The sequence below is a fragment of the Ancylobacter sp. WKF20 genome, from assembly GCF_029760895.1.
Classification (GTDB): Bacteria; Pseudomonadota; Alphaproteobacteria; order Rhizobiales; family Xanthobacteraceae; genus Ancylobacter.
Window position 1 is genome coordinate 2,520,967 of sequence record NZ_CP121679.1, and the last position, 24,299, is coordinate 2,545,265.

At 69.9% G+C, this 24,299-nt stretch carries 26 protein-coding genes; 9 read left to right on the plus strand and 17 right to left on the minus strand.

The genetic code is table 11. The features are described 5' to 3' along the window. Positions 1 to 132: 132 nt before the first annotated feature. The 3 genes from rimM to ffh all read right to left on the minus strand — a co-directional run bounded on the left by rimM (position 133) and on the right by ffh (position 2,941). The gene (gene rimM, locus AncyloWKF20_RS11705) at positions 133 to 675 is read right to left on the minus strand and encodes a ribosome maturation factor RimM (protein WP_279314242.1); all 543 of its coding nucleotides are present in this window, start codon (positions 673 to 675) and stop codon (positions 133 to 135) included. 161 nt (positions 676 to 836) lie between these two features. Next, complete coding sequence (rpsP, locus tag AncyloWKF20_RS11710; protein WP_279314243.1) at positions 837 to 1,205, minus strand: 30S ribosomal protein S16; 369 nt, start codon at positions 1,203 to 1,205, stop codon at positions 837 to 839. A 176-nt stretch (positions 1,206 to 1,381) separates the two neighbouring features. Continuing rightward, positions 1,382 to 2,941 carry a signal recognition particle protein gene (ffh, locus tag AncyloWKF20_RS11715; protein WP_279314244.1) on the minus strand — a complete coding sequence of 520 codons (1,560 nt, stop codon included), beginning with the start codon at positions 2,939 to 2,941 and terminating at the stop codon, positions 1,382 to 1,384. Positions 2,942 to 3,221: 280 nt separating this feature from the next. On the opposite strand from ffh, the gene AncyloWKF20_RS11720 reads away from it, so the two are divergent. Further along, positions 3,222 to 4,733 (plus strand): pyruvate kinase, encoded by a 1,512-nt coding sequence (locus AncyloWKF20_RS11720; protein WP_279314245.1) that lies wholly within the window; start codon positions 3,222 to 3,224, stop codon positions 4,731 to 4,733. Positions 4,734 to 4,745: 12 nt separating this feature from the next. Here the strand turns inward: AncyloWKF20_RS11720 and AncyloWKF20_RS11725 are convergent, their stop codons facing one another. Beyond that, a complete protein-coding gene (locus AncyloWKF20_RS11725) occupies positions 4,746 to 5,075 on the minus strand; it encodes a DUF930 domain-containing protein (RefSeq protein ID WP_267585254.1) in 330 nt (109 codons plus the stop codon). Between the two features lie 219 nt (positions 5,076 to 5,294). On the opposite strand from AncyloWKF20_RS11725, the gene AncyloWKF20_RS11730 reads away from it, so the two are divergent. From AncyloWKF20_RS11730 to AncyloWKF20_RS11740, 3 genes are read left to right on the plus strand one after another with little or no spacing between them, the layout of a single operon-like run. Next, the gene (locus tag AncyloWKF20_RS11730) at positions 5,295 to 6,029 is read left to right on the plus strand and encodes a heme ABC transporter permease (RefSeq protein WP_279314246.1); all 735 of its coding nucleotides are present in this window, start codon (positions 5,295 to 5,297) and stop codon (positions 6,027 to 6,029) included. 9 nt (positions 6,030 to 6,038) lie between these two features. Continuing rightward, on the plus strand, positions 6,039 to 6,206 hold the full coding sequence (gene ccmD / locus AncyloWKF20_RS11735) for a heme exporter protein CcmD (RefSeq protein WP_279314247.1): 168 nt from the start codon (positions 6,039 to 6,041) through the stop codon (positions 6,204 to 6,206). Beyond that, on the plus strand, positions 6,203 to 6,835 hold the full coding sequence (locus AncyloWKF20_RS11740; RefSeq protein WP_279314248.1) for a DsbE family thiol:disulfide interchange protein: 633 nt from the start codon (positions 6,203 to 6,205) through the stop codon (positions 6,833 to 6,835). Before ccmD ends, AncyloWKF20_RS11740 begins: the two co-directional genes overlap by 4 nt. A 105-nt stretch (positions 6,836 to 6,940) precedes the next feature. On the opposite strand, the gene AncyloWKF20_RS11745 is transcribed toward AncyloWKF20_RS11740, so the two are convergent. From AncyloWKF20_RS11745 to AncyloWKF20_RS11760, 4 genes are read right to left on the minus strand one after another with little or no spacing between them, the layout of a single operon-like run. Next, a complete protein-coding gene (locus AncyloWKF20_RS11745; RefSeq protein ID WP_279314249.1) occupies positions 6,941 to 7,435 on the minus strand; it encodes a DUF1178 family protein in 495 nt (164 codons plus the stop codon). After that, on the minus strand, positions 7,432 to 8,373 hold the full coding sequence (locus AncyloWKF20_RS11750) for a carbon-nitrogen hydrolase family protein (RefSeq protein WP_279314250.1): 942 nt from the start codon (positions 8,371 to 8,373) through the stop codon (positions 7,432 to 7,434). Before AncyloWKF20_RS11750 ends, AncyloWKF20_RS11745 begins: the two co-directional genes overlap by 4 nt. A gap of 21 nt (positions 8,374 to 8,394) precedes the next feature. Continuing rightward, the gene (gene grxC, locus AncyloWKF20_RS11755) at positions 8,395 to 8,655 is read right to left on the minus strand and encodes a glutaredoxin 3 (protein WP_279314251.1); all 261 of its coding nucleotides are present in this window, start codon (positions 8,653 to 8,655) and stop codon (positions 8,395 to 8,397) included. 39 nt (positions 8,656 to 8,694) lie between these two features. Beyond that, complete coding sequence (locus tag AncyloWKF20_RS11760; RefSeq protein WP_279314252.1) at positions 8,695 to 9,540, minus strand: ComF family protein; 846 nt, start codon at positions 9,538 to 9,540, stop codon at positions 8,695 to 8,697. A 116-nt stretch (positions 9,541 to 9,656) separates the two neighbouring features. On the opposite strand from AncyloWKF20_RS11760, the gene AncyloWKF20_RS11765 reads away from it, so the two are divergent. Then, on the plus strand, positions 9,657 to 10,538 hold the full coding sequence (locus AncyloWKF20_RS11765; RefSeq protein ID WP_279314254.1) for a methyltransferase domain-containing protein: 882 nt from the start codon (positions 9,657 to 9,659) through the stop codon (positions 10,536 to 10,538). An 11-nt stretch (positions 10,539 to 10,549) separates the two neighbouring features. On the opposite strand, the gene AncyloWKF20_RS11770 is transcribed toward AncyloWKF20_RS11765, so the two are convergent. The 5 genes from AncyloWKF20_RS11770 to AncyloWKF20_RS11790 form a co-directional block, all read right to left on the minus strand. After that, positions 10,550 to 10,789: a hypothetical protein gene (locus AncyloWKF20_RS11770; protein WP_267585245.1), complete on the minus strand. Its 240-nt coding sequence runs from the start codon at positions 10,787 to 10,789 to the stop codon at positions 10,550 to 10,552. Positions 10,790 to 10,861: 72 nt separating this feature from the next. Further along, entirely contained in the window at positions 10,862 to 11,449 is a 588-nt protein-coding gene (locus tag AncyloWKF20_RS11775) for a sugar O-acetyltransferase (RefSeq protein WP_279314255.1), read from the minus strand. Positions 11,450 to 11,584: 135 nt separating this feature from the next. Continuing rightward, on the minus strand, positions 11,585 to 11,995 hold the full coding sequence (gene mutT, locus AncyloWKF20_RS11780) for an 8-oxo-dGTP diphosphatase MutT (protein WP_279314256.1): 411 nt from the start codon (positions 11,993 to 11,995) through the stop codon (positions 11,585 to 11,587). Positions 11,996 to 12,013: 18 nt separating this feature from the next. Continuing rightward, the gene (gene argJ, locus AncyloWKF20_RS11785) at positions 12,014 to 13,261 is read right to left on the minus strand and encodes a bifunctional glutamate N-acetyltransferase/amino-acid acetyltransferase ArgJ (RefSeq protein WP_279314257.1); all 1,248 of its coding nucleotides are present in this window, start codon (positions 13,259 to 13,261) and stop codon (positions 12,014 to 12,016) included. A gap of 160 nt (positions 13,262 to 13,421) precedes the next feature. Continuing rightward, on the minus strand, positions 13,422 to 14,435 hold the full coding sequence (locus tag AncyloWKF20_RS11790; RefSeq protein ID WP_279314258.1) for a peptidylprolyl isomerase: 1,014 nt from the start codon (positions 14,433 to 14,435) through the stop codon (positions 13,422 to 13,424). 438 nt (positions 14,436 to 14,873) lie between these two features. On the opposite strand from AncyloWKF20_RS11790, the gene secA reads away from it, so the two are divergent. Both secA and AncyloWKF20_RS11800 read left to right on the plus strand, forming a co-directional pair. Further along, complete coding sequence (gene secA, locus AncyloWKF20_RS11795) at positions 14,874 to 17,669, plus strand: preprotein translocase subunit SecA (RefSeq protein WP_279314259.1); 2,796 nt, start codon at positions 14,874 to 14,876, stop codon at positions 17,667 to 17,669. Continuing rightward, positions 17,669 to 18,067: a nuclear transport factor 2 family protein gene (locus AncyloWKF20_RS11800; protein WP_279314260.1), complete on the plus strand. Its 399-nt coding sequence runs from the start codon at positions 17,669 to 17,671 to the stop codon at positions 18,065 to 18,067. Before secA ends, AncyloWKF20_RS11800 begins: the two co-directional genes overlap by 1 nt. Positions 18,068 to 18,235: 168 nt before the next feature. Here AncyloWKF20_RS11800 and AncyloWKF20_RS11805 read toward each other — a convergent pair whose 3' ends face one another. The 4 genes from AncyloWKF20_RS11805 to AncyloWKF20_RS11820 form a co-directional block, all read right to left on the minus strand. Beyond that, positions 18,236 to 20,005 (minus strand): murein L,D-transpeptidase, encoded by a 1,770-nt coding sequence (locus AncyloWKF20_RS11805; protein ID WP_279314261.1) that lies wholly within the window; start codon positions 20,003 to 20,005, stop codon positions 18,236 to 18,238. A 171-nt stretch (positions 20,006 to 20,176) separates the two neighbouring features. Continuing rightward, a complete protein-coding gene (locus AncyloWKF20_RS11810; protein WP_279314262.1) occupies positions 20,177 to 21,130 on the minus strand; it encodes an acetyl-CoA carboxylase carboxyltransferase subunit alpha in 954 nt (317 codons plus the stop codon). Between the two features lie 127 nt (positions 21,131 to 21,257). Then, the gene (locus AncyloWKF20_RS11815) at positions 21,258 to 22,241 is read right to left on the minus strand and encodes a site-specific tyrosine recombinase XerD (protein ID WP_279314263.1); all 984 of its coding nucleotides are present in this window, start codon (positions 22,239 to 22,241) and stop codon (positions 21,258 to 21,260) included. Further along, positions 22,238 to 22,381: a hypothetical protein gene (locus tag AncyloWKF20_RS11820; RefSeq protein WP_279314264.1), complete on the minus strand. Its 144-nt coding sequence runs from the start codon at positions 22,379 to 22,381 to the stop codon at positions 22,238 to 22,240. The genes AncyloWKF20_RS11815 and AncyloWKF20_RS11820 overlap by 4 nt, the downstream gene beginning before the upstream one ends. Positions 22,382 to 22,568: 187 nt before the next feature. On the opposite strand from AncyloWKF20_RS11820, the gene AncyloWKF20_RS11825 reads away from it, so the two are divergent. Beyond that, positions 22,569 to 23,159: a shikimate kinase gene (locus AncyloWKF20_RS11825; protein ID WP_267585233.1), complete on the plus strand. Its 591-nt coding sequence runs from the start codon at positions 22,569 to 22,571 to the stop codon at positions 23,157 to 23,159. Then, entirely contained in the window at positions 23,156 to 24,292 is a 1,137-nt protein-coding gene (aroB, locus tag AncyloWKF20_RS11830) for a 3-dehydroquinate synthase (protein WP_279314265.1), read from the plus strand. Before AncyloWKF20_RS11825 ends, aroB begins: the two co-directional genes overlap by 4 nt. Positions 24,293 to 24,299: the final 7 nt, after the last annotated feature.

The window sequence follows — 24,299 nt, forward strand, 5'->3', positions numbered from 1 at the left end:
CCGATCCGGTGGCCAACGTCGTCCGGCCGTCAACCCGGAATGGCCGCAGGCCATATCCGGGATCGCATGAGAGATGGTCTTTACGGCGCGCGATCCCGACTCTGCGATTCGCTTGGCCGGGATGACGACAGACTATCCCCGGTCCGCTTCCGGTGGCGGAGCTTCCTCGATCGCCCAGTCGCCCGGCTCGACGGTGAGGCGCCCGGCCTTGATGTCGACGCTCGGCACCACGGCGCGGGTGAAGGGCAGCATGATCGTCTTGCCGCCACCTTCGGGCGAAATTTCCAGAATGTCGCCGGCGCCGAAATCATGCACCGCGACCACCTTGCCGAAGGCTTCGCCCCCGGTGGTGACAGCTTTGAGCCCGATCAGGTCGGCCTGGTAGAAATCGTCCTCGTCCTCCGGCGGGGGCAGGAGGTCGCGGGCGACATAGATCCCGGTATTGGTCAGCGCCTCGGCCGCTTCGCGGGTCGAAACCCCGTCGAGACGGGCGACGAAGTGTTCCTTGCCCGGCCGCATCGACGCGATGCGGAAGACGCGCGTGCCGGCCTCGTCGGTCAGCGGCGCGTAATCGGTGAGGGCGTCGGGATCATCCGCGAAGATGAACAGCCGCACCTCGCCCTTCACCCCATGCGGGGCGCCGATGCGGGCAAGCATGATGCGGTCGGTCGGCATGGGCACCATCCAGCGTGCGGTACGAACCCTCTCCCCGTCGGGGAGAGGGTCTGGGTGAGGGGCGGCCGCCTGGCGACTTCCCCCTCACCCGGCCCTTCAGGTCGACCTCTCCCCTTGAGGAAAGGTGAAGCCGGCGCGAACGCCAGCTCAGGTCAGTCGCCTCACTCCGCCGAAGCGGCGGCAGCGGCGGCGGCGGCTTCAGCCTTGGCGGCTTCGGCGGCGCGCTCCTGCGCCTTCTTGCCGGGGACGGCCTTGTTCGGGTTGTTGCGGGCTTCGCGCTTCACCAGCTCGAGGCTGTCGAGGAAGCGGGCGACGCGGTCGGTCGGCTGGGCGCCCTTGGCGAGCCAGGCCTTGGCCTTCTCGACGTCGAGGGTGAAGCGGTCGGCGGCGTCCTTGGGCTTCAGCGGATCGAAGGTGCCGATCTTCTCGATGAAGCGGCCATCGCGCGGCGAGCGCGAGTCGGCAACGACGATGCGGTAATAGGGACGCTTCTTGGCGCCGCCACGGGCGAGACGGATCTTGAGGGACATGGGGTCTTCCTTTCAGTAAGTCGGGTTCGTGTGTCGGTTTCAGCCATCATCCCGGACGCAGAGAGCGCAGCGAACGCAGATCCGGGATCGCTTTCCGCCAGGGCGGGGGAACGATCCCGGATCGGCGCTTGAGGCGCCGTCCGGGATGACGGCAAAGGGGTCAAATCATCGGGCCGTCACTTCTTCTTCGGCGGGAAACCCGGCAGGCCGGGAAGGCTGCCCGGCTTGCCAAGACCGGGAAAGCCGCCGGGGAAATTCGGCGGCAGGTTGGGCAGGCCGCCCCCCGGTCCGCCCATTCCCTTGCCGCCGCCGGGCATCTTCTCGGCGAGCTGCTTGAGCTGTTCGGGGCTCGGCATGCCCCCGCCCATGCCGCCACCGCCGCCAAGGCCGAACATGGAGGCCAGGCCCGCCATCGGCCCGCCGCGCTTGCCGGCGGCGTTGGCGCCCATCGCCTTCATCATGTCCGCCATCTGGCGGTGCATCTTCATCAGGCGGTTGACGTCCTCGACCTTGGTGCCGGAGCCGCTGGCGATGCGCTTGCGGCGGGAGGCGTCGAGCAGCTTCGGGTTGCGCCGCTCCTTCTTGGTCATCGAATCGATGATCGCCTTCTGCCGCTTCAGCACGCCGTCATTCATGCCGGAGGCGGCGAGCTGGTTCTTCATCTTGCCGACGCCGGGGAGCATGCCCATCAGCCCGCCAAGGCCGCCGAGCTTCTCCATCTGGTCGAGCTGCATGCGCAGATCGTCGAGATCGAACTGCCCCTTGCGCATCCGCTCGGCGGCGGCCATCGCCTTTTCGGCGTCGATGTTCTCGACCGCCTTCTCAACGAGCGACACCACGTCGCCCATGCCGAGAATGCGCCCGGCGACGCGGCGGGGATCGAAATCCTCCAGCGCGTCCATCTTTTCGCCCGTGCCGAGCAGCTTGATCGGCTTGCCGGTGACGGCGCGCATGGAAAGGGCGGCACCGCCGCGCCCGTCACCATCGGCGCGGGTCAGCACGATGCCGGTGAGGCCGACACGCTCGTCGAACGCCTTGGCGGTGTTCACCGCGTCCTGGCCGGTGAGGCTGTCGGCGACCAGCAGCACTTCATGCGGGTTGGTCGCCGCCTTGACCTCGGCGACCTCGGCCATCAGCGCTTCGTCGAGCGTGACGCGGCCGGCGGTGTCCAGCATGACCACGTCATAGCCACCGAGGCGGGCCGCCTCCATGGCGCGGCGGGCGATCTGCACGGCCGACTGGCCGGCGACGATCGGCAGGGTGGCGACGTTCACCTGCGTGCCGAGCGTGGCCAGCTGTTCCATCGCCGCCGGGCGGCGCGTGTCGAGCGAGGCCATCAGCACCTTGCGGTTGCCCCGCTCGGACAGGCGCTTGGCGATCTTGGCGGTAGAGGTGGTCTTGCCCGAGCCCTGAAGGCCGACCATCAGCACCGGCACCGGCGGGGCGGCTTCGAGGTCGATCGGCTTGGCGTCGGAGCCGAGCATGGCGATGAGTTCGTCATGGACGATCTTCACCACCATCTGGCCGGGCGTGACCGACTTGATGACTTCGGCACCCACCGCGCGCGTGCGCACCCGGTCGGTGAAGGAGCGGACGGTGTCGAGCGCGACGTCCGCCTCGATCAGCGCCCGGCGCACCTCGCGCATGGCCTCGTTCACGTCGGCCTCGGTGAGGGCGCCGCGTCGTTTCAGCCGGTCGAGTATGCCGCCAAGGCGGTCGCTCAATGAATCGAACATGCGTTCGCTCAGCTCCGTTCTCGCATCGGTGTACCCAAAGCCAAATGGCGCCCGAGGGCGCATCGCGCTGTCGGGCGTTGACCTCCGGGCTCAAGGCCCAGGCGGCGGATCGGCTCGCGGGTTATGCGAGGATGCCGGTCTGTTAGGCGCGGACGGCCGCAAAGTCAAGTTTCGCGCCCGTTTCGCCCCTCCAGCCCCCGCATTGCCGGCTCATGATCAAGGTCACGGCGGCGTAACAGCCGCAGCCTAGCCTGCGCCCAGGCTCGCAGGAAAAGCACCGATGACCAAGCACCTCGCCTTGACCGCCGACCAGCTCGACACGCTCGACGACAGCGGGCTAATGGACGCCGTCCTCGCCCTTCGCGCCGCCGTGCTGGCGGAATCGGAACCGCGCCTCTCTGCCTTCGCCGACGCGGCCGGGCGGCCGGATGCCGCCCTCGCCAATCTCGCCCATTACCTCGCCGTGCGCCGGCATGATCTGCGCCCGCTCCAGCGCCAGCTCATGCGCCGGGGCCTGTCCTCGCTCGGCCGGCTGGAAAGCCGCGTCATCCCGACGCTCGACGCGGTGATCGTGGCGCTGGCCGCGCTCGCCGGCCGCGAGTCGCCCCTGCCCCGGCCAGACGCGCCCGACTTCTTCGCCGGCGCCGCCCGGCTCGATGCCGCGGCACAGGCCGCGCTCGGGCCTGAGCCGCAGGGCCGCGCCACCCGCATCATGGTCACGCTGCCCAGCGAGGCGGCGGGCGAGCCGGACTTCCTGCTCGCCCTCGCCCGGCGCGGCATGGACATCGCCCGCATCAACTGCGCCCATGACGATGCCGCCGCCTGGCGCGCCATGGCGGCCCATGCGCGCGCCGCCGGCGAGACGCTCGGCCGGCGCATCACCGTGCTGATGGACATTGCCGGGCCGAAGATCCGCACCGGCGCCGTGCTGCCGATGAAGAAGGGCAAGCCCACCGGCCGCCTGATGACCGGCGACGTCTTCCGGCTGGTTGCCGGAGGCGAGCCGCGCATCGACGAGGCCGTGCCCTACAGCGCCGCCGTCTCGCTGCCGGAGATCGTCACCCGCCTGAGCGTCGGCGACCGCGTGCGCTACGACGACGGCAAGATCGAGGGCGTGGTGGAAAGCGTCAGCGACGGCGAGGCGGTGATCCGCGTGCGCCATGCCCGCGCCGCCGGCACCAAGCTGAAGCCGGAAAAGGGCCTCAACCTGCCGGACACCGCCCTCGGCCTCGCCCCGCTCACCGACAAGGATGACGCCGACCTCGCCACCGTCATCGACTGCGCCGACATGGTCGGCTATTCCTTCGTCAGCCGGCCGGAAGACATCGACCTGCTCGATGAGGCCATCGCCCGCCATGGGGCGGAACGTGCCCACCCGCTGGGTCTCATGGCGAAGATCGAGCGGCCGGAGGCGGTGACCAACCTGCCGGCGCTCATCGCACGCGCCGCCCGTCGCGGCGGCTTCAGCGTGATGATCGCGCGCGGCGACCTCGCCGCCGAGATCGGCTTCGAGCGCCTCGCCGAGATGCAGGAAGAGCTGCTGTGGATCTGCGAGGCGGCAGCGGTGCCGACCATCTGGGCGACGCAGGTGCTGGAAGACCTCGTGCGCGACGGCGTGCCCTCGCGCGGCGAGATGACGGACGCCGCCATGGCCGCCCGCGCCGAATGCGTGATGCTCAACAAGGGGCCGGCGGTGGGCGAGGCGGTCGAACTGCTCGACCGGCTGCTCGCCCGCATGTCGGATCATCTCGACAAGAAGACCCCGCAGCTGCGCGCCCTCACCTCCTGGTGAGCGGCACGCCGGTCAGGGCGCGACGAGATAGTGCGCGCCCCATTCGCTGGTCGGGATGGCCGCGCCGAGGGTGAAGGTGAAGCTCTTCACGTCCAGCCCGTCATGCTCGGTCTCGCAATCATAGGCGAGGTGATACCAGGTGCTGCCGCTGCGCACGGCGGCACCCGGCGCCTTGATGCGCCAGCCCTTCACCTGCGGATCGCGATAGGCATAGGCCACCATCTCGTCCGGGTGCAGGCCCTTGCTGCGCTGGACCTCGCCCATCGCCTTGGTGTTGCAGACCTGCTCGATGCGCTCGGAAGGCTCCAGCAGCATCATTTCGTCGCGGGTCGACCGGGCCATGCCCGGCGTGGCGGCGACGGTGACGGCCGCAACACAGCACAGACACCCCATGCGGATAATGAGTGATCCGCCTGCCCTCGAAGATGCCATGGAAACGATTCCCTGCTCGCGCGATCTCCCGCTTTAATCGTCGAGTTGTGACCATCCTGTGGCCCCATCCGCAATGTGACGCATGGCCGGCGAGTTGCCGCTGCGCCCGCGCCGGATTAGAACCGCCCCATGGCGCTGATGGACCTTGCCAACCCCACCCGTTTCCTCGCCCTCTCCGGGCGGGTGCTGCCATGGCTGACGGGCGCCGCCCTCGTCACCCTCGCCATCGGCTTTTATCTCGCCTGGCTCGCGCCCGCCGATTACCAGCAGGGCGAGACGGTGAAGATCATGTACATCCATGTGCCCTTCGCCTGGCTCGCCATGTTCGGCTACTCGCTGCTGGCGCTGTCCGCGCTCGGCATCCTGGTCTGGCGCCACCCGCTGGCCGATGTCGCGCACAAGGCGATGGCGCCCATCGGCGCGGTGTTCGCCTTCCTCTGCCTCGTCACCGGCTCGCTCTGGGGCCGGCCCATGTGGGGTACCTATTGGGTGTGGGACGCGCGCCTCACCTCGATGCTCGTCCTGCTGCTGCTCTATCTCGGCCTGCTGGCGCTGCGCTCGGCGATCGAGGACCCCAACCAGGCCGGCCGCGCCGCCGCCGTGCTGTCGCTGGTCGGTTTCGTCAATGTGCCCATCGTGAAGTTCTCAGTGGACTGGTGGAACACGCTGCACCAGCCGGCCTCGGTGTTCCGCATGGACGGGCCGACCATCCATCCCAGCCTGCTCTGGCCGCTGCTCATCTGCGCCACCGGCTTCACCCTGCTCATGCTCGCGCTGCACATGGCGGCGATGCGCACCGAGATCCTGCGCCGGCGCCTGCGCGCGCTGGAAGCCCGCGCCGCGGCCGAGGCCGCCTATGCCTGAGGTCGCGTAATGCTCGGTGAGCATGGGTTCTTCATCCTCGCCTCCTATGGGGTGAGCGCGCTGGCGCTGGGCGCGCTCGCGCTCTCGACCGTGCTTCAGGGGCGCTCGGTGCGCCGGCGACTGGCCGAGATGGATGCGCGCGGCGTGCGCCGCCGCTCGGCGGGACGCGACCGGTGAGCGCGCCCGAGCCGTCGCCCGAACCCGCCGCGCCGCGCCGCCGGCTGCTGGTGCTGCTGCCCCTCGTGCTCTTTCTCGCGCTGGCCGGCTTGTTCTATGGCCGGCTGTTCTCCGGCGATCCCTCGCGCGTGCCCTCCGCCCTGATCGGCCGCGCCGCGCCCGCGCTCGACCTCGCCCCGCTTGAGGGCCTGTCGCGTGACGGCGCGCCGGTGCCCGGCCTCACCTCCGCGGACCTTAAGGGCGAGGTGACGGTGCTGAACGTCTTCGCCTCCTGGTGCGTGCCCTGCCGCGACGAGCACCCCTTCCTCGTCCAGCTGTCGCAGATGAAGGGTTTCCGTCTCGTCGGCCTCAACTACAAGGACGACGCGGAGAACGCCCGCCGCTTCCTCGGCCGCTTCGGCAACCCCTATGCGGCGGTGGGCGTCGACCCGAACGGGCGCACGGCGATCGACTGGGGCGTCTATGGCGTGCCGGAGACCTTCGTCGTCAGCCGCGACGGGCGGATCGTCTACAAATATATCGGCCCGATCGACGCCGAGGGCCTCAAGGCCCGGCTGATCCCGGAAATCGACAAGGCGATGGCGGCGAACCTTCCCGCCGGGACGACGCCGACGCCCGGCGGTTCCTGAACGCCGTCATCCCGGCCGAAGCGAAGCGTAGAGCCGGGATCGCTCTCCATTCGGCCCGCGATCCCGGATCGGCCTTCGGCCGTCCGGGATGACGACTCTCCGCCCTCAGTTCCGCTCGTCGGGCAGCACCGGCAGCGGCAGCACCTCGATCTCGTCCTCGATCAGCGCGCGCACCTCGTCGGGGCTGGCCTCGCCATAGATCGGGCGCGGCTCCTCCTCGCCCTCATGCATGCGCCGGGCATGGTTGGCGAAGTCGGGGCCGACATAGTCGGAATGGGCGACCACATGCTCGCGCACCGCGCGCAGCATGGCGCGCAGCTTCTGCTCCGCCTCGCCCATCAGCGCCATCGGCGCGGCGGCGGCGGGGATGGCCGGCACCGACGCCGCTGGCGTCCCGGCCACCGGCTCGGCCGGTTCCGCGGCGAATTTCCGCGTGCCCCGCCCGAGTGCCGGCGCCATGATCGCCTTCTCCACCTTGGCCGAACCGCAGGCCGGGCAGCTCACGAGCCCGCGCGCCTTCTGGTCGTCATAGGCGGAGGAATCGCGGAACCAGCTCTCGAAGTCGTGGTCCCGCTCGCAGCGCAGGCGGTAGAGGATCATGCCGCGTCCCCAGACACGTCCCCCGCGGCGTCCTCGGCCGCGACGACATGCAGCCGCCCCGTCTCCGTCGGCGTCACCAGCTCGAAGCGCCGGCCATGCTGCAGCGAGGGAATACGCGCGCGCACCGCCGCGACCTTGGCCGGGTCGATCTCGGCGATGATGTAGCCCGGCTCCGCGCCGGCCTCGGCCAGCACCGTACCCCAGGGGTCGATGATGAGGCTGTGGCCGAAGGTCTTGCGGCCATTCTCATGCGTGCCGCCCTGCGCCGAGGCGAGCACGAAGCAGCCGGTCTCGATGGCGCGGGCGCGCAGCAGCACATGCCAATGCGCCTCGCCGGTGATCTGGGTGAAGGCGGCGGGCGCCGCGATCATGCCGGCACCGGCCTCGGCCAGCGCGCGGAACAGCGCCGGGAAGCGCAGATCGTAGCAGATGGTGAAGCCGAGCCGGATCTCCGGCAGGTCCGCCACCACGGCGAGCTCGCCCGGCCGGTAGGCGGCCGATTCGCGGTAGACGTCGCCATTGGGCAGATCGACGTCGAACATGTGGATCTTGTCGTAGCGCGCGGCGATCGCACCATCCGGCCCGATGAGGAAGGAGCGGTTGGCGGCGCGGTGCTCGCTCGCGCGGATCGCCAGCGAGCCGATATGCAGGTGAACCTTCAGCTCCGCCGCCAGCGCGCGGAAGGCCGCGAGCGCGGTATCGGTCTCCTCCGGGTGCAGGCCGGCGAACAGCGTCTCGCGATTCTCCTCCATCGTGCCGGTCATTTCCGGCGTCTGGATATAGGTCGCGCCCTCCCCCGCCGCCGCGCGGATCAGCGCGGAGGCCGCCTCCACATTGGCGGCGATGCTCTTGCCCGTGCGCATCTGCACCAGCGCGGCCTTGAACGGGGCGCCGAGATGCAGCGGGCGGGGGGCGGAGGCCGGGGATAGGTCAGTCATGTCAGCACCTGAACAGGAGGATCAGCGCGCCGCGAGCAGCGCGTCGAGTTCGCCGGCTTCTTCCAGCGCGTAGAGGTCGTCGCACCCGCCGACATGGCGGCCGTCAATGAAGATCTGCGGCACGCTGGTGCGCCCGTTCGCCCGCGCCGACATGGCCGAGCGCGCCTGCGCGTCGCCGGTCACGTTGATCTCGGAATAGGCGGCACCCTTGCGCTGCAGGAGATCCTTCGCGGCGTGGCAATAGGGGCAGGTATAGGTGGTGTAGATCTCGATCTGCGACATGGGAGCCTCCCGGCGACCGGCCCGAAGCGGGTGATTTTCCTATGATATGGGCGCGGGCACGCCGTCAACAACCCGGGCAAACACCAGCACATCGACACGGGCGGCGCCCGCCCGCAGCAGGGCCTTGGCGCAGGCATCGAGCGTCGCGCCGGTGGTGAGCACGTCATCCACCAGAATGAGCGCCCGGCCCGTCACCTCGCCACGTGCCGCTTCCGGCACGCGGAAGGCGCCGGCGACATTGCGCAGGCGCGCCGCCCGGTCGAGACCGACTTGCGGCGTGGTGCGGCGCGCCCTCTCCAGCAGCTCATGGCGCACCGGCACGCCCGAGACCTTCGCCACCCCCTGCGCCAACGCCGCCGACTGGTTGAAGCGCCGGCGGAAGAGGCGCAGCCCATGGAGCGGGACGGGCACAAGCGCCTGCGCGCCCTCCAGCAGCTCCGCCCCCGCCCGGCCCATCATCGCACCCAGCGGAGCGGCGAGGTCCAGCCGGTCGGCATATTTCAGGCCATGGATCAGATCGCGCGCCACATCGCCATAGGCGGCGACGGCGCGGGCGCGGCCATAGGCCGGCGGATCGGACAGCGCCAGCGCCGAGAGCGGCGCCCGCCGCGCGCCGTCGAAACCGGCGTCAGTGGCATAGGCCAGCGGAATGCCCAGCCGGTCGCAGAGCGGGGCGGTGATGAAGTCCATCCGGCTCCAGCAAGCCGCGCACAGGCAGCCCGGGGCATCCACCGCGCCCCGGCAGGCCATGCAGACCGGCGGCAGCGCCACGTCGATGAGCCGCCGCCCGAGCGCGCGGGCAAGCCCCCCGCCGCGCCGCGCGAGGCGGGCGAACGAAGCCGGCGTGCCTTCGGGCACCAGATCGTGCGCGGGCGGGTTGTCCATGGGCGGGCAGCCTACCATGTGCAGGCCCTGGGTAGCAGAGCGTTGACGCAGCCATGGCTGTACCGCTTTGACCCGGCGCCGGCCGGGCTCTATGGCTGGCCGCGAGGAGCACGTCCATGTCCGGTCCCATCGCCGTCTTCGATCCGTCCACGCTCGCCGCCCGCCGCCGCCGGGCGCTCGCCCTCGGGCCGGAAACCTTCCTGCTCGACCGGGTGACGGAGGATCTGGTGGACCGGCTCGGCGCGGTAAAGCGCCACTTCGCGGTCGCCGCCGATCTCGGCACGCCCGGCCCGGCTCTGGCGCGCCAGCTCGCCGGCTCCGGCATGGTCGGCCGGCTGCACAGTTTCGGCCCGGCCGAGCGCGTGGATGTCGACGCGGTGATCGACCCGGAAATGCTGCCCTTCGCCCCGGCCTCGCTCGATCTCGTGGTCTCCGCCCTCGCCCTGCAGACGGTGAACGATCTGCCCGGTGTGCTCGCGCAGATCCGCCGGGCGCTGCGCCCGGACGGGCTGCTGCTCGCCTGCCTGTTCGGCGCGGGCACGCTGATGGAGCTGCGCGAGGCCTTCGCCATCGCCGAGAGCGACACGCTGGGCGGCATCTCGCCGCGCGTCGCCCCCTTCGCCGATCTGCGCGACATTGGCGGCCTGATCCAGCGCGCGGGCCTCGCCCTGCCGGTGACCGATGTCGACCGGGTGGTGGTGCGCTATGGCAACCCGCTGGCGCTGCTCTACGATCTGCGCCGCATGGGCGCCGCCAACCCGCTGACCGATCGTCGCCGCACCCCGCTCACCCGCAAGACGCTGACGCGGCTGTTCGAGGTCTATGCCGAACGATTCGCGGACCCCGACGGTCGGCTACGCGCCACCTTCGAGATTGCCTGGGTGTCCGGCTGGGCCCCGCATGAGAGCCAGCAGAAACCATTGCGCCCCGGCTCCGCCAAGATGCGGCTCGCCGAGGCGCTGAAAGTACCCGAAGGCAAGCTGCCGGGCGCGCAATAGGCGCCCGCCCCTCACATCCGCGTCGGCGGATCGCCGATGGGCGGCAGGTCCGGGGCGATTTCCGGCGGGGTATCGCCGGGGGCGATCTCCGGCACGTCGGGGCCGGGCGGAGGAATATCCGGCCCGGTGTCGGGCATGTCGGGCGCTTCCACCGGCGTCGGCGGACGCTCCGGGCTGCCGGGCGGCGGGGGAATGTCCGGCCCGTTGGGGTCGGGCGTGACGGGCGGGTCGATGCCGTTCGGGTCGATCATTCTCGCGTCCTCCCTGATGATGTCAGGAGCAACGGATGGGATCGGCGCGAGTTCCGCCCGAAGGCGCGACCCTCAGCGTGCCCGCGCGGGATTGCCGAGCACGGTGGCGCCCGCCGGCACGTCACGCGTCACCACCGCGCCGGCGCCGATCAGCGCGTCGTCGCCCACCGTGACGCCCGGCAGCAGGATGGCGCCCGCGCCGATCCACACATTGGCGCCAATGCTGACCGGGCGGCCGAATTCGAGGCCCGTCGCGCGGGTCGCCGGGTCGCGCGGATGGTCGGCGGTGAGAATCTGCACGGCCGGCCCGATCTGCGTCTTCGCGCCGATGGTGACGCGCACCACGTCGAGGATCACGCAGTTGAAATTAAGGAACACCCCCTCACCGAGGAAGATGTTGAAGCCGTAATCGCAATGGAAAGGCGGGCGGATGACCGCGCCGGCGCCGACCGCGCCGAGCCGCTCGGCCAACAGCGCGTCGCGCGCGGCCTGCGGGGCGCCGAGCGCGCCATTATAGCGCGCCATCCAGCGGAAGCTGGCCTCCTGCGCCGCCTGAATCTCCGGGTCCGCCGCGTGGTAGAGATCACCCGCCAGCATTCTCTGCATGTGGGTACGGGTATCGGTGGCGTCGGGTATGGGCGTCGTGATCGGCGTGGTCATGGGCACTCTCCGGCTATCGCGGGGCACCCTCCATCTGCGAGATCGCGCGGCCCGGCAAAACAACTTGGGTTTCGCCGGTGAAAGGTGGCGCGGGTCGCGGGCGGCGGCGAAGCCTCCCGGCGCTCCCCGCTCGGCCTAGCGCCCCGGCCCGAGCAGGTCGAGCAGCACCGGGATCAGCGGCTCGTCGGCGGGCGGCATGGGGTAGTCGCGCAGCTTGCCCGGCTTCACCCAGGCGAGGCGCTGGCCCTCGCGGCCTTCAGGCGTGCCCTCCCAGCGCCGGCAGACCCAGAGCGGCATGAGGAGCTGGAAGCTCTCATAGGTATGGCTGGCGAAAGTCAGCGGGGCGAGGCACGGCTCCTTCACCGTGATGCCCAGTTCCTCGGCAAGTTCGCGGATCAGGCATTCCTCCGGCCGCTCGCCGGGCTCCACCTTGCCACCGGGAAACTCCCACAGGCCGGCGAGCTGCTTGCCCGCGGGGCGCTCGCTCAGAAGCACCCGGCCATCTTCATCGACCAGCGCGACAGCGGCGACCAGAACGAGCTTCATGACCGGGTTCCTTCCCGCTCAGGAGCGGTAATCGCCGTTGATGGCGACATATTCCTTGGTGAGATCGCAGGTCATCACCCGGTCCGTGCCACGCCCGAGGCCGATATCGACGCCGATGTCGATCACGTCGTTCTTCATGTAGGCGGAGACCTCGGCCTCGTCATAGGCCGGGTCGCGCGCGCCCTCATGGGCGACACGGATGCCGCCGAAGGAGATGGAGAGGCGGTCGCGCTCGGCCGGCTCGCCCGCCTTGCCGACCGCCATGACGATGCGGCCCCAATTGGCGTCCTCGCCGGCCACGGCGGTCTTCACCAGCGGGGAATTGGCGATCGACATGGCGATGCGCCGCGCCGACTTCTTCGAGGTCGCGCCGGAGACGGTGATGCGCACCAGCTTGCGCGCGCCCTCGCCATCGCGCGCCACCTGCTCGGCAAGATCGGCGAGCACGCCCTGCAGCGCGCGGCGGAAGCGGGAGAGGCGCGGATCCTTCGCGTCGGTGATGGTGGGCGCACCGTTCTTGCCCGCCGCGCCGGTGGCGAACAGGAGCAGCGTGTCGGAGGTCGAGGTGTCGCCGTCGATGGTCACGGCGTTGAAGCTGTCGGTCACGCCCTTGGAGAGCAGCGCCTGCAGGGCCGGCGCGGCGATCGGCGCGTCGGTGAAGACGAAGGACAGCATGGTCGCCATGTCCGGCGCGATCATGCCGGCGCCCTTGGCAATGCCGGCGATGGTCACCGGAACGCCGTCGATCTTCACCGTCGCGGTGGCGAGCTTCGGGAACGTGTCGGTGGTCATGATCGCCTTGGCCGGGTCGATCCAGGGCAGCGGCGCGAGGCGCGTGGCGGTCTCGTCCAGCACGCCCTCATATTTGGTGGCATCCAGCGGCTCGCCAATCACGCCGGTCGAGGCGAGGTAAATCTCGTCCTCGGCGCAGCCCAGCGCCTTGGCGGCGATCTTCGCCGTCAGCGCCGTCGCCTCGCGGCCCTTCTGGCCGGTGAAGGCATTGGCGTTGCCGGAATTCACCACCAGCGCGCGCGCCGTGCCCTTGGGCAGATTCGCCCGGCACCATTCCACCGGGGCCGAAGGGCATTTCGACTTGGTGAACACGCCGGCCACCGTCGTCCCCTCGTCCAACGCCAGCAGCAGCACATCGGTGCGGCCCTTGTAGCGGATGCCCGCGGCGGCGGTGGCAAAGCGCACGCCGGCGACCGGGCCGACTTTCGGCGTGGTCTTCGGGGCAAGCGGCGAGACGGGGGCGTCGTGGGCCATGGCGGGGACTCGGCAAGAAGCGCTAACGGGGCGGGAAACAGGCAAGACCCTGTGCCCGAGAAGCGCGACATCCGCAAGACGGGAGCGCATCGGGGCGGGCCACAAAGCAAGGCCCCGGTCCTTGCGGGCCGGGGCCTTGGTCGTTGTCAGGACCGAAGGGTCACTGCGCCGGGGCGGCGGGCGCGGCCGGGGCGGCGCCGCCGGCGGGCGGGGTGACGAGATCGGCGGGCTTCGGCGCGGCGGCGGTCTTTTCCACCTTGGCGGCCTCGCGGATCTTCTGCACGGTCTCGGCCTGCGCCTTCTGGGCGAGGAACTGCTCGATCTGCGGCTTCACCTCGGCGAGGGTCGGCACCGGCTTGGTGCGCTTCTCGTCGACCTTGATGACGTGCCAGCCGAACTGGGTCTTCACCGGCTGGGACACTTCGCCCGGCTTCAGGCTGAACGCCACTTCGGCGAATTCCGGTACCATCTGCTCCTTGGTGAAGAAGCCGAGATCGCCGCCATCTTCCTTGCCCGAGGGATCCTCGGTCAGTTCGCTCGCCAGTTTGGCGAAGTCGGCACCCTTCTTGAGCTGGGCCTCGACGTCCTTGGCCTTCTTCTCGGCCTCGGCCTGCGCCTTGGGGTCGTTCGGGTCGGCGCGGAACAGGATATGGCGGGCGTGCACTTCCTCTTCCGGCTTCTGCTGCTTCACCGCGTCCTCATAGGTCTGCTGGAAAGCGGCGTCGGTCAGCGCGGCCTTGGTGGCCTTCTCCAGCAGGGCCTGCATGAGCAGGCGCTTGCGGATGAACTCGTACTGCTGCTTGAAAGCCGGGGTGTCGGCGAGCTTGTCGGCCTCAGCGGCCTGCGCCATGGCGGTCAGGTCGATGAGGAAGCCGAGCACATATTCATCGCGTGCCGCGCCCTGGATCTGCTGCGGCAGATTCGGGCCCAGTTCCTCGGCGGCGGCGGTCAGGTCGCTGCGACGGATTTCCGTGCCGTTGACGATGGCGAGCACCGGGTTGTCGCCCGTGGTGGCCGCCGCGGTGGCCGGAGCGGCGGGGGCCGTCTGCGCCAGGGCCGGGAGCGCCGGAAGCGCGGCAACGCCGACGAGCGCGGCGAGAAGTCCGGCGCGCACGAGACCGGCGGCGGGACGGAAGGTCGCCTGGAGCACGGCGTGCGGGCGATGGCGAGTCATGGAGCGTTCCTCAAATGGCGGTTGTCCGCATGGGCGGCGAAAGCTGGCCCAGTCGGCGCCGGGTTGCAAGCCGGTAGGATGGTCACGGCCGGACGGACCCGGCACGCAGCCGGGCGGCGGCACAGCCCGCGACGTGCCTCACGCAAGGTGAACAGCGTCGCAGGACAAGAGCTGTCGTCCGGCACGCGATTGACAACCCCCAAACCCGTTCATAAGTGTGGCAGGCGTCGCGGGGCCTCCCCGGCGCTCGCATTTATGTGACGGGACGCCCCGCATGGGTGTCGCAGCGGCCAGAACCTCCGGACCCATTTCAGCCGCAAATGGGGTCTCGATGAGATCCGGCCCTTGCGCTCGCGCGGGACGTGCGCACAGGATCCGGTGGCCCGTCACCGCCGCGATCCGGTATCGGCCCCTGGCGGGACACGGATTGGATGCCTCATGTTCGGCGCTCTCGCGCGAAAGCTCTTCGGATCGGCCAATGACCGCCGCGTGCGCGGCTACCGGCCGAAGGTCGCCGCCATCAATGCGCTCGAACCGGAGCTGATCGCGCTCACGGATGACGAGCTGCGCGCGCGCACCGTTACCTTCCGCGAACAGCTCGCCAATGGCGCGAGCCTCGACGATCTGCTCATCCCCGCCTTCGCCACGGTGCGCGAGGCGGCCAAGCGCGCTCTCGGGCAGCGGCATTTCGACGTACAGCTCATCGGCGGCATGGTGCTGCATGAGCGCGGCATCGCCGAGATGCGCACCGGCGAAGGCAAGACGCTGGTGGCGACCGGGCCGGTCTATCTCAACGCGCTGACCGGCAAGGGCGTCCACGTCGTCACCGTGAACGACTACCTCGCCAAGCGCGACGCGGAGTGGATGGGCCGCGTCTACCGCTTCCTCGGGCTCACCGTCGGAATCATCCATCACGGCATGGACGATAATGAGCGCCGCGCGGCCTATGCCTGCGACGTGACCTACGCGACCAATAACGAGCTCGGCTTCGACTATCTGCGCGACAACATGAAGTACGAGCTGAACCAGATGGTGCAGCGCCCGCACTTCTTCGCCGTGGTCGACGAGGTCGACTCCATCCTGATCGACGAGGCGCGTACCCCGCTCATCATCTCCGGCCCGCTCGACGACCGCTCGGATTTCTACAACACCATCGACACCTACATTCCCAAGCTGTCGAAGGAGGATTACGAGGTCGACGAGAAGCAGCGCTCCGTCGCCATGACCGAAGCCGGCATGGAGAAGATGGAGACCCTGCTGCGCGAGGCCGGCCTGCTCAAGGGCGAGAGCCTCTACGACATCGAGAACGTCTCGGTCGTCCATCACGTCAATCAGGCGCTGCGGGCCCACACGCTGTTCCAGCGGGACAAGGACTACATCGTCCGCAACAATGAAGTCGTCATCATCGACGAGTTCACCGGCCGCATGATGCCGGGCCGCCGCTATTCGGAAGGCCTCCATCAGGCGCTGGAAGCCAAGGAGCGCGTTCAGGTTCAGCCCGAGAACCAGACGCTCGCCTCCATCACGTTCCAGAACTATTTCCGCATGTATGAGAAGCTGGCCGGCATGACCGGTACGGCGAACACCGAAGCGGCCGAGTTCCAGGACATCTACAATCTCGAAGTGGTCGAGATCCCGACCAACCTGCCGGTGCAGCGCGTCGACGATGACGACGAGGTCTACCGGACCGCCACCGAGAAATACAACGCCATCATCGACCTCATCACCGAGTGCAAGACGCGCGGCCAGCCGGTGCTGGTCGGCACGACCTCGATCGAGAAGTCGGAACTGCTGGCCGAGCTGCTGAAGAAGCGCGGCTTCAAGCAGAAGGACTTCTCCGACCCCGACGCCTTCCGCCCGCTCTATGACGGCGACCAGGGCACGGCGGACGACAAGGTGTTCGCGGTGCTGAACGCCCGCCACCACGAGCAGGAATCCTACATCGTCGCGCAGGCCGGCGTGCCCGGTGCCATCACCATCGCCACCAACATGGCCGGCCGCGGCACCGACATCCAGCTCGGCGGCAACGCCGAGATGCGCATCCAGCACGAGCTGCCGCATCTGCCCGAGGGCGAGGAGCGCGTGGCGGCCGAGCAGCGCATCCGCGACGAGATCGCCCGGCTGAAGAAGAAGGCGCTGGAGGCCGGCGGCCTCTACGTCATCGGCACCGAGCGCCATGAGAGCCGGCGCATCGACAACCAGCTGCGCGGCCGCTCCGGCCGCCAGGGCGACCCCGGCCATTCGCATTTCTTCCTGTCGCTGGAAGACGACCTGATGCGCATCTTCGGGTCGGACCGGCTCGACGGCATGCTGCAGAAGCTCGGCCTCAAGGAGGGCGAGGCGATCGTCCATCCCTGGATCAACCGCGCGCTGGAAAAGGCGCAGCAGAAGGTCGAGGCGCGCAACTACGACATCCGCAAGAACCTGCTGAAATACGACGACGTGATGAACGACCAGCGCAAGGTCGTCTTCGAGCAGCGCATCGAGCTGATGCATGACGAGGACGTGGCCGAGACGGTCGCGGAGATGCGCCACGGCGTCATCGACGATCTCGTCACCAAATTCGTGCCGCCGAACGCCTATCCCGAGCAGTGGAACACCGACGGGCTCGCCGAGGCGCTGCGCGGCGTGCTTGGCCTCGAGCTGCCGGTCAAGGAATGGGCCGCCGAGGAAGGCATCGCTGATGAGGAGATGCGCGAGCGCATCCAGCGCCGCGCCGACGAGGCCATCGCCGCCAAGGCCGCCAAATATGGCCCGGAGATCATGCGCTATGTCGAGAAGTCGATCCTTCTCCAGACGCTCGATCACCTCTGGCGCGAGCACCTCGTCACGCTCGACCATCTGCGTCAGGTGGTCGGCCTGCGCGGCTACGCCCAGCGCGACCCGCTGAACGAGTACAAGTCCGAAGCGTTCCAGCTCTTCGAGGCCATGCTCGCCAATCTGCGCGAGGCCGTCACCGCCCAGATGATGCGGGTGGAGATCATGACCCAGCCGCCGGCGGACGACCTGCCGCCGATGGCCGCGCACCACATCGACGCCGCCACCGGCGAGGACGAGTTCGCCATCGCCGACGCGGAGTTCGCCGCGCAGGCGACGCTCGCCCCCTCGGTCGACGAGAACGGCCAGCCGCGTGACCCGAACGACCCCGCCACCTGGGGCCGCGTCGGGCGCAACGAGCCCTGCCCCTGCGGCTCGGGCCTGAAGTACAAGCACTGCCACGGCAAGTTCATCTGATGCCGGTGGACGCGGCCTCGCTTCCCGACAGGGACAGAAGCGAGGTCGCGGCCGCCGAAGCGCGCCTGCGCGACGCCGCGCTCGCCGGCGACGTAGCCGCCCTCGACGCGCTGCTGGCCGACGACCTCGTCTTCATCGACAGCGCAGGCCGGCTCCTGACCAAGCAGCAGGATCTCGACCTGCACCGCACCGGCACGCTGAAGCTCACGCGGCTGGAATTCTCCGACTACCGCTTGTCGCCCCTCGGCCCGGACGCGGTGCTCGTCTGGCTGCGGGTCGAGGCCGAGGGCAGCGCCGCCGGCGCGCCCTTCGCCGCCGCTTTGCGCTTCACCCGCGTCTGGCGACGCGAGGGAGGCCACTGGCGCATCGCCAGCATCCACGCCACCGCGATCGCATAAACCGCTGAAGCGGGCCCCGACGCACGCCGTCATCCCGGCCGAAGCGTAGCGCAGAGCCGGGATCGCGCCCCGCACGCCCTCGCCCGCACGCCCTGACCGGCACGCGATCCCGGATCGGCCTGCGGCCGTCCGGGATGACGTTTCACGGCGTTCGCCGATGAAAAACCGCTACTGGGCGCTCGAGGAGAAGCTGCCGGGGGTGAGGATGGTCGCGCCGGGCAGCGCCGCGCCCGTGCTGTCCGAGGCGGCGACGGAGGGGCGCAGCACCGGGGTTTCCGAAGCCGCGGCCGGCGTCGGCACGGTGGCGTAGCTTGGGGCAGCGGGAGCGGCGGTCGCAGCGGCGGGAGCGGCCACCGGCGTCGCGGCCGGACGGGCGGCATTATGCGCCGCCGGGGCCGCGGCAGGCCGCGCGCTCGCCTGCGGCACGGGTGGCCGGACGGGCGGCATCGGCACATCGGCCGGGGCCTCCGTCGCCGCCGGCGCCGGTTCGGGCTTCGAGAGCGAGAGGCCGCTGAACAGGCTGGTGAGCGAGAAGCCGGACGACGCCGGCGCCGACGTCGCCGCAGCAGCCGGCACCGTGGCAGCGGCAGCGGCCGGAGCCACGGGAGCCGGGGTGGCGGGCGCGGGAGCCGTCGCGCTCGGTGCCGGTGCGGCGCTGGAGGCAGGAGCGGATGGCGCGGCCGGCGCGGCGGCGGAACCGCCGAACAGGCTCTTCACGCTGTCGAGGAAGCCACCGCCGCCGTCGAGCGCGGCGACCTGGGTGCCCGGCGCGGTCGCGGCCGGGGTGCGGGCACCGAAAAGGCTCGGCGCCTCGCTGGCGGCCACGGCGGTGGCGGCGGGCGCGTCGGCCGGGCGCGGCGCGGGGAGCGGCACATTGGCGAGCGTCGGAACCACATCGGCCTGCGCAAGCGCGACCGTCTCCTCCGGCGCGGGCTCATTGGTGGCGACGCCTTCGGTGCTGCCCGGCGGCTTCACCACGGGCGGCAGCGAACCGGGCGCCTTCAGCTCCGGATTCTGCAGCTTGGCGAGGAACACCTTGTGCATCCCGCCATCCTTGCCGGTCTTGACCGGGGCGACGGGAACGGAGGCGTCGGCGCTGGCGATCTTGGTGGCGACTTCCTGCTGGCGGGCGGCGATCTCCTCGCCCAGCCCTTCCGGCAGCGTGTAGTCCGGGCAGGGCAGCGCCGCCTGGAACTTCTGCGTCGGGTCGGTGGGCGTGGCGTTGAAGACGTATTTCTTGCCGCAATAATCGACCTTGGGCGGCGCCTTGGTCAGCTCGAACGTGTCGCTGCCTTCCTTCAGCATCTTCCAGAAGGCGAGGTTCGGGTTGTTGCGGTGACGGACCATGTTGTCCGCCGTCATGCGGAACGGATAGGCCTGCACCTGGAAAGAACGCTGCCCGCCCTTGAAGCTCTCGCGCCCGAGGACGAACAGTTCCTGGATCTGCTCATCGGTCATGGCGTAGCAGCCGCGCGACGAGCAGTCGCCATGCACCATCAGGTTCGAGCCGTAGCGGCCGAGCGCCTTGTCATAGGCGTTGGGAAAGCCGAGGTCGAAGGCGAGATAGTATTGCGAGTTCGGGTTCATCTGGCCGGGGGTGATCGTGTAGAACCCCTCCGGCGCCTGGCGGTCGCCCTCCTTGACCTTCGGCCCCAATTCGCCGGACCAGCGGCAGATCGGGTAGGTCTTGAGCAGCGCGTACTCGCCGCTGGTGGTCTCCTTCCAGACCTCCAGCTCGGATTCTTCCTTGTAGATGCGCACGACGACGGGGCTCGTCGGCGCCATCTGCTTTTCCTGCATCAGGGCCAGCGTCTTCGGCGACAGCGTCATCGACTTGGAGAGCGGGCCGGGGCCGTCATCGCCCGTGCAGGCGGCAAGCGCGAGGGCGGCGCAGCCCGCCATGAGCGTGAGGCGCAGGCGCGCCGGCCACGCACGCAATGGCCCTGTCTGCGACGACGTGCGACGCGCGCCCGCCATCGTCTGCCGAGAAAACGCCGAAAGGCTCAATCCCGATACTCCCCGGTCCCACGCGGAACCGATGCAAAGCGTTAGCCCCGACGCGAGTTTACCGCAAGCCCGCCCCCGCCACCAAGCGGCGCGGGGCGGCTCTCACAGCGTGCGGCCGATGGCGAGGAATTTTTCGCGCCGCGCCTTGCGCAGCGCCGGGGCGTCGAGCCCGTCGAGCCCGGTCAGCGCCGATTCGATGGCATCGCCCGTGGCGTTCATCGCCGCCAGCGGGTCGCGATGCGCGCCGCCCGGCGGCTCGGGAATGATGCCGTCGATGATGTGGAAGCGCGCGAGATCCTGCGCGGTGATCTTCATGTTCATCGCCGCTTCCTGCGCCTTGGCGGTGTCGCGCCACAGGATCGAGGCCGCGCCCTCCGGCGAGATGACGGAGTAGATCGAATGCTCGAGCATCAGCACGCGGTTGGCGGTGGCGATGGCGATGGCCCCGCCCGAGCCGCCCTCGCCGATGATGACGGCGACATTCGGTACGCCGAGCGACAGGCACGCATCGGTCGAGCGGGCGATCGCCTCGGCCTGGCCGCGCTCCTCGGCGTCGAGGCCGGGGAAGGCGCCGGCGGTGTCGACCAGCGAGACCACGGGCAGCGAGAAACGGTCGGCCAGCTCCATCAGCCGCGCCGCCTTGCGGTAGCCCTCGGGCCGCGCCATGCCGAAATTGTGCTTGATGCGGGTCTCGGTGGTCGAGCCCTTTTCCTGCCCGATCAGGCAGACCGGCCGGCCGCGAAAGCGCGCGAAGCCGCCGATGATCGCCTGGTCGTCGCCGAATTTGCGGTCGCCGGCCAGCGGGTCGAATTCCTCGAACAGCGTGGTGGCGTAGTCGCTGAAATGCGGGCGCATCGGGTGGCGCGCCACCTGCGCCTTCTGCCAGGGCGTGAGGTTGGCATAGAGCTGCACCAGCGCGTCCTGCGCCTTGCCCTGCAACCGGCTGATGTCGTCGCCAATGGCGACCGCGTCACCCTGCGCGGCGACCGCCCGCAGTTCTTCGAGCTTGGCCTCGAGCTCGGCCACGGGCTTCTCAAAATCGAGGTAGCTGCGCATTGCTTGTCGGTGAATCCGGCTTCAGGAGAACAGCCCCGCGGACGTGGGGCCCTTTAAGGTGGCGCGGAAGCTGCCCCGAGAGGGTGGCGACGTCAAGGCAAGCCTCGCTTTGCGGTGAATTGAGCGCTCAGTCGCCGCCGGTATCCCCAAACGGATGGAGGTCGCGCACCAGGCTCTTGAGCCGCTCGTCGAGCACATGGGTGTAGATCTGCGTGGTCGAGATGTCGGTATGGCCGAGCAGCGTCTGCACGATGCGCAGCTCCGCGCCATGGGCCAGAAGATGGCTGGCGAAGGCGTGGCGCAGCACATGCGGGGACAGGGTGGCCGGGTCGAGCCCCGCCGCCACGGCGAGATCCTTCAGATCGAGCGCCACTTGCTGGCGGGTGATGTGGCCGCTTGCCGCAGCGGACGGAAACAGCCAGCGCCCGCCCTCCCCGGCCTTGCCGGTGCGGGGGGCCTTCTCGGCCGGCTTGGCGCTCATGGCCCGCGCCTGCGCCTCGCGATAGGCGCGCATCGCCACCTTGGCCGCCTCGCCGAGCGGGACCAGCCGCTCCTTGTTGCCCTTGCCGCGTACGATGATGGCGTCACCCTTGGCGCTGGCGGCGGAGGCCGGGAGCGCGGCGAGTTCGGAGACGCGCAGGCCCGTGGCGTAGAGCAGCTCGACGAAACAGGCGACCCGCGCCCGCCGCGCCGCCTCGCCCACGCTCAGCCCGGCCTCGCCGGCGCGGGCATGGGCGGTGTCGATGAGCGCCGTGACATCCTCCTGGCTCAGCACCTTGGGCAGCGGCCTTGTGCGGCGCGGACCCTCCAGCACGGCGGAGGGGTCGTCGCCGCGGTGATTCTCCACATAGAGGAAGCGGTGATACTGGCGCAGCGCCGAGAGCCGGCGGGCGATGCTCGCCGCCGCGAGGCCGCGGGCCGAGAGTTCGGCGAGATAGGCGCGGATGGCGGGTGTGTCGGCCTCCAGCGGCCCCACGCCCTCGGTGGCGAGAAATTCCTCGTAATCCTCGATGTCGCGGCCATAGGCGGCGAGCGTGTTGGCGCTGGCGCCGCGCTCGGCGGCGATCATGTCGAGAAACAGCGCCGCCGGACGGCGAGCGCCCGCGCTCACGGCGTCTTCCGGTCGAGCGGCACGTTGACGCTCATCTCGCGCGGCGTCGGCTCGACGAGATTGGCCAGCGCCCACATCGCGCCATAGCCGATGCCCGCGATGACACCGAGGATGACGAGAAGGCGGATAAGGCTCGGCATGTCAGCTTCCGTGCGGCGGGCGGGCCGGTGATTCGGTCGGGATTTTCCGTAATCTCGATCCTAAGGTGTTTCCGGGCCTTTAAGGAACGGCGGGAAGGCGAGCGGCAGAGGCGGTGCATCAAGGCGGTGCATCTCATTGCGTCCCGTGCCGCCCGATGATAGGTCGCGCTTGGGAAATGGCACGGCGATGACGGTCGAAACGGACGAGAGCAAGGCAATAGAGCTGCGGGACCGGCTGGGGACGCGCTCCATCGTTCTGGTCGGCATGATGGGGGCCGGCAAGTCCTCCGTCGGCAAGCGCCTGGCGCGCCGGCTGTCGCTGCCTTTCGCCGATGCCGATACCGAGATCGAGCAGGCGGCCGGCAAGACGATCCCGGAAATCTTCGCCCATCACGGCGAGCCCGCCTTTCGCGACGGCGAGAAGAAGGTCATCGCGCGGCTGCTGGAGACCGGGCCCATGGTGCTCGCCACCGGCGGCGGCGCCTTCATGAATGCGGAAACCCGCGAGGCCATCGCCCGGCTGGGCGTCTCGGTCTGGCTCAAGGCGGAACTCGACCTGCTGCTGCGCCGCGTGCGCCGGCGCGACGACCGCCCGCTGCTCAAGACCGAGGATCCCGCCGGCACGCTCGCCCGGCTCATCGACCTGCGCTACCCGGTCTATGCCGAGGCGGCGGTCACGGTGGTGTCGCAGGACGTGCCGCAGGACGTCATGGTCGAGGAAGTCATCGACGCGCTGCTGGGCCATCTGCCCGCGCCATCCACAGGAGAGCCGACTTGACCGAGGCCGCGACGCTGACCTCCGACATCACCCGGCTCGGCGTCGGGCTTGGCGAGCGCAGCTATGACATCGTCATCGGCCCCGGCCTGCTGGCTCAGGCGGGCGCGCGCATCGCCGCGCTGCGTCCCGGCGCCCGAATCGGCATCGTCACCGACCGCAACGTCGCCGAACGGCATCTGCCGGCGGTCGAGGCCTCGCTCATCGCCGCCGGCCTCACCCCCACGCCCATCGTCATCGAGCCGGGCGAGAAGTCGAAATGCTACGCCGTGTTCGAAGAGGTGGTGGACGCCCTGCTCGCCGCCCGCATCGAGCGGCGTGATCTGGTTCTTGCGCTGGGCGGCGGCGTGGTCGGCGATCTCGCCGGCTTTGCGGCGGCGGCGCTGCGGCGCGGCGTCGATTTCGTGCAGGTGCCGACCAGCCTGCTGGCGCAGGTCGATTCCTCCGTCGGCGGCAAGACCGGCATCAATTCGCGCCACGGCAAGAACCTCGTCGGCGCCTTCCACCAGCCCATCCTCGTGCTGGCCGATGCGGATGTGCTGGACACGCTGCCCCTGCGCGAATTCCGCTCGGGCTATGCGGAAGTGGCGAAATACGGCCTCATCGACAACGCGCCCTTCTTCGCCTGGCTGGAGCGCAAATGGCAGGACGTGTTCCGGGGCGGGGCCGCGCGCATCGAGGCCATCGCCACGAGCTGCGCCTCCAAGGCTGCCGTCGTCGCCCGCGACGAGAAGGAGACCGGGGATCGCGCCCTCCTCAATCTCGGCCACACCTTCGGCCATGCGCTGGAAGCCGGCGCCGGTTTCTCGCAGCGCCTGCTGCACGGCGAAGCCGTTGCCATCGGCATGGCGCAGGCCTTCCGCTTTTCCGCCCGGCAGGGGCTGTGCGCGCCGGCCGATGCCCAGCGCGTGGAAGCCCATCTCAAGACCGTCGGCCTGCCGACGCGCATCAAGGACATTCCCGGCGAGCTGCCGGACACCGACGGCCTGCTGACCCTCATCGGCCAGGACAAGAAGGTCTCGCGCGGCGCGCTCACCTTCATCCTCGCCCGCGGCATCGGCCAGAGCTTCATCGCCCGCGACGTGGACGGGGCGGATGTGCGGGCCTTCCTTGAGGATGAGCGCCGGGCCGGGTAAACATCGG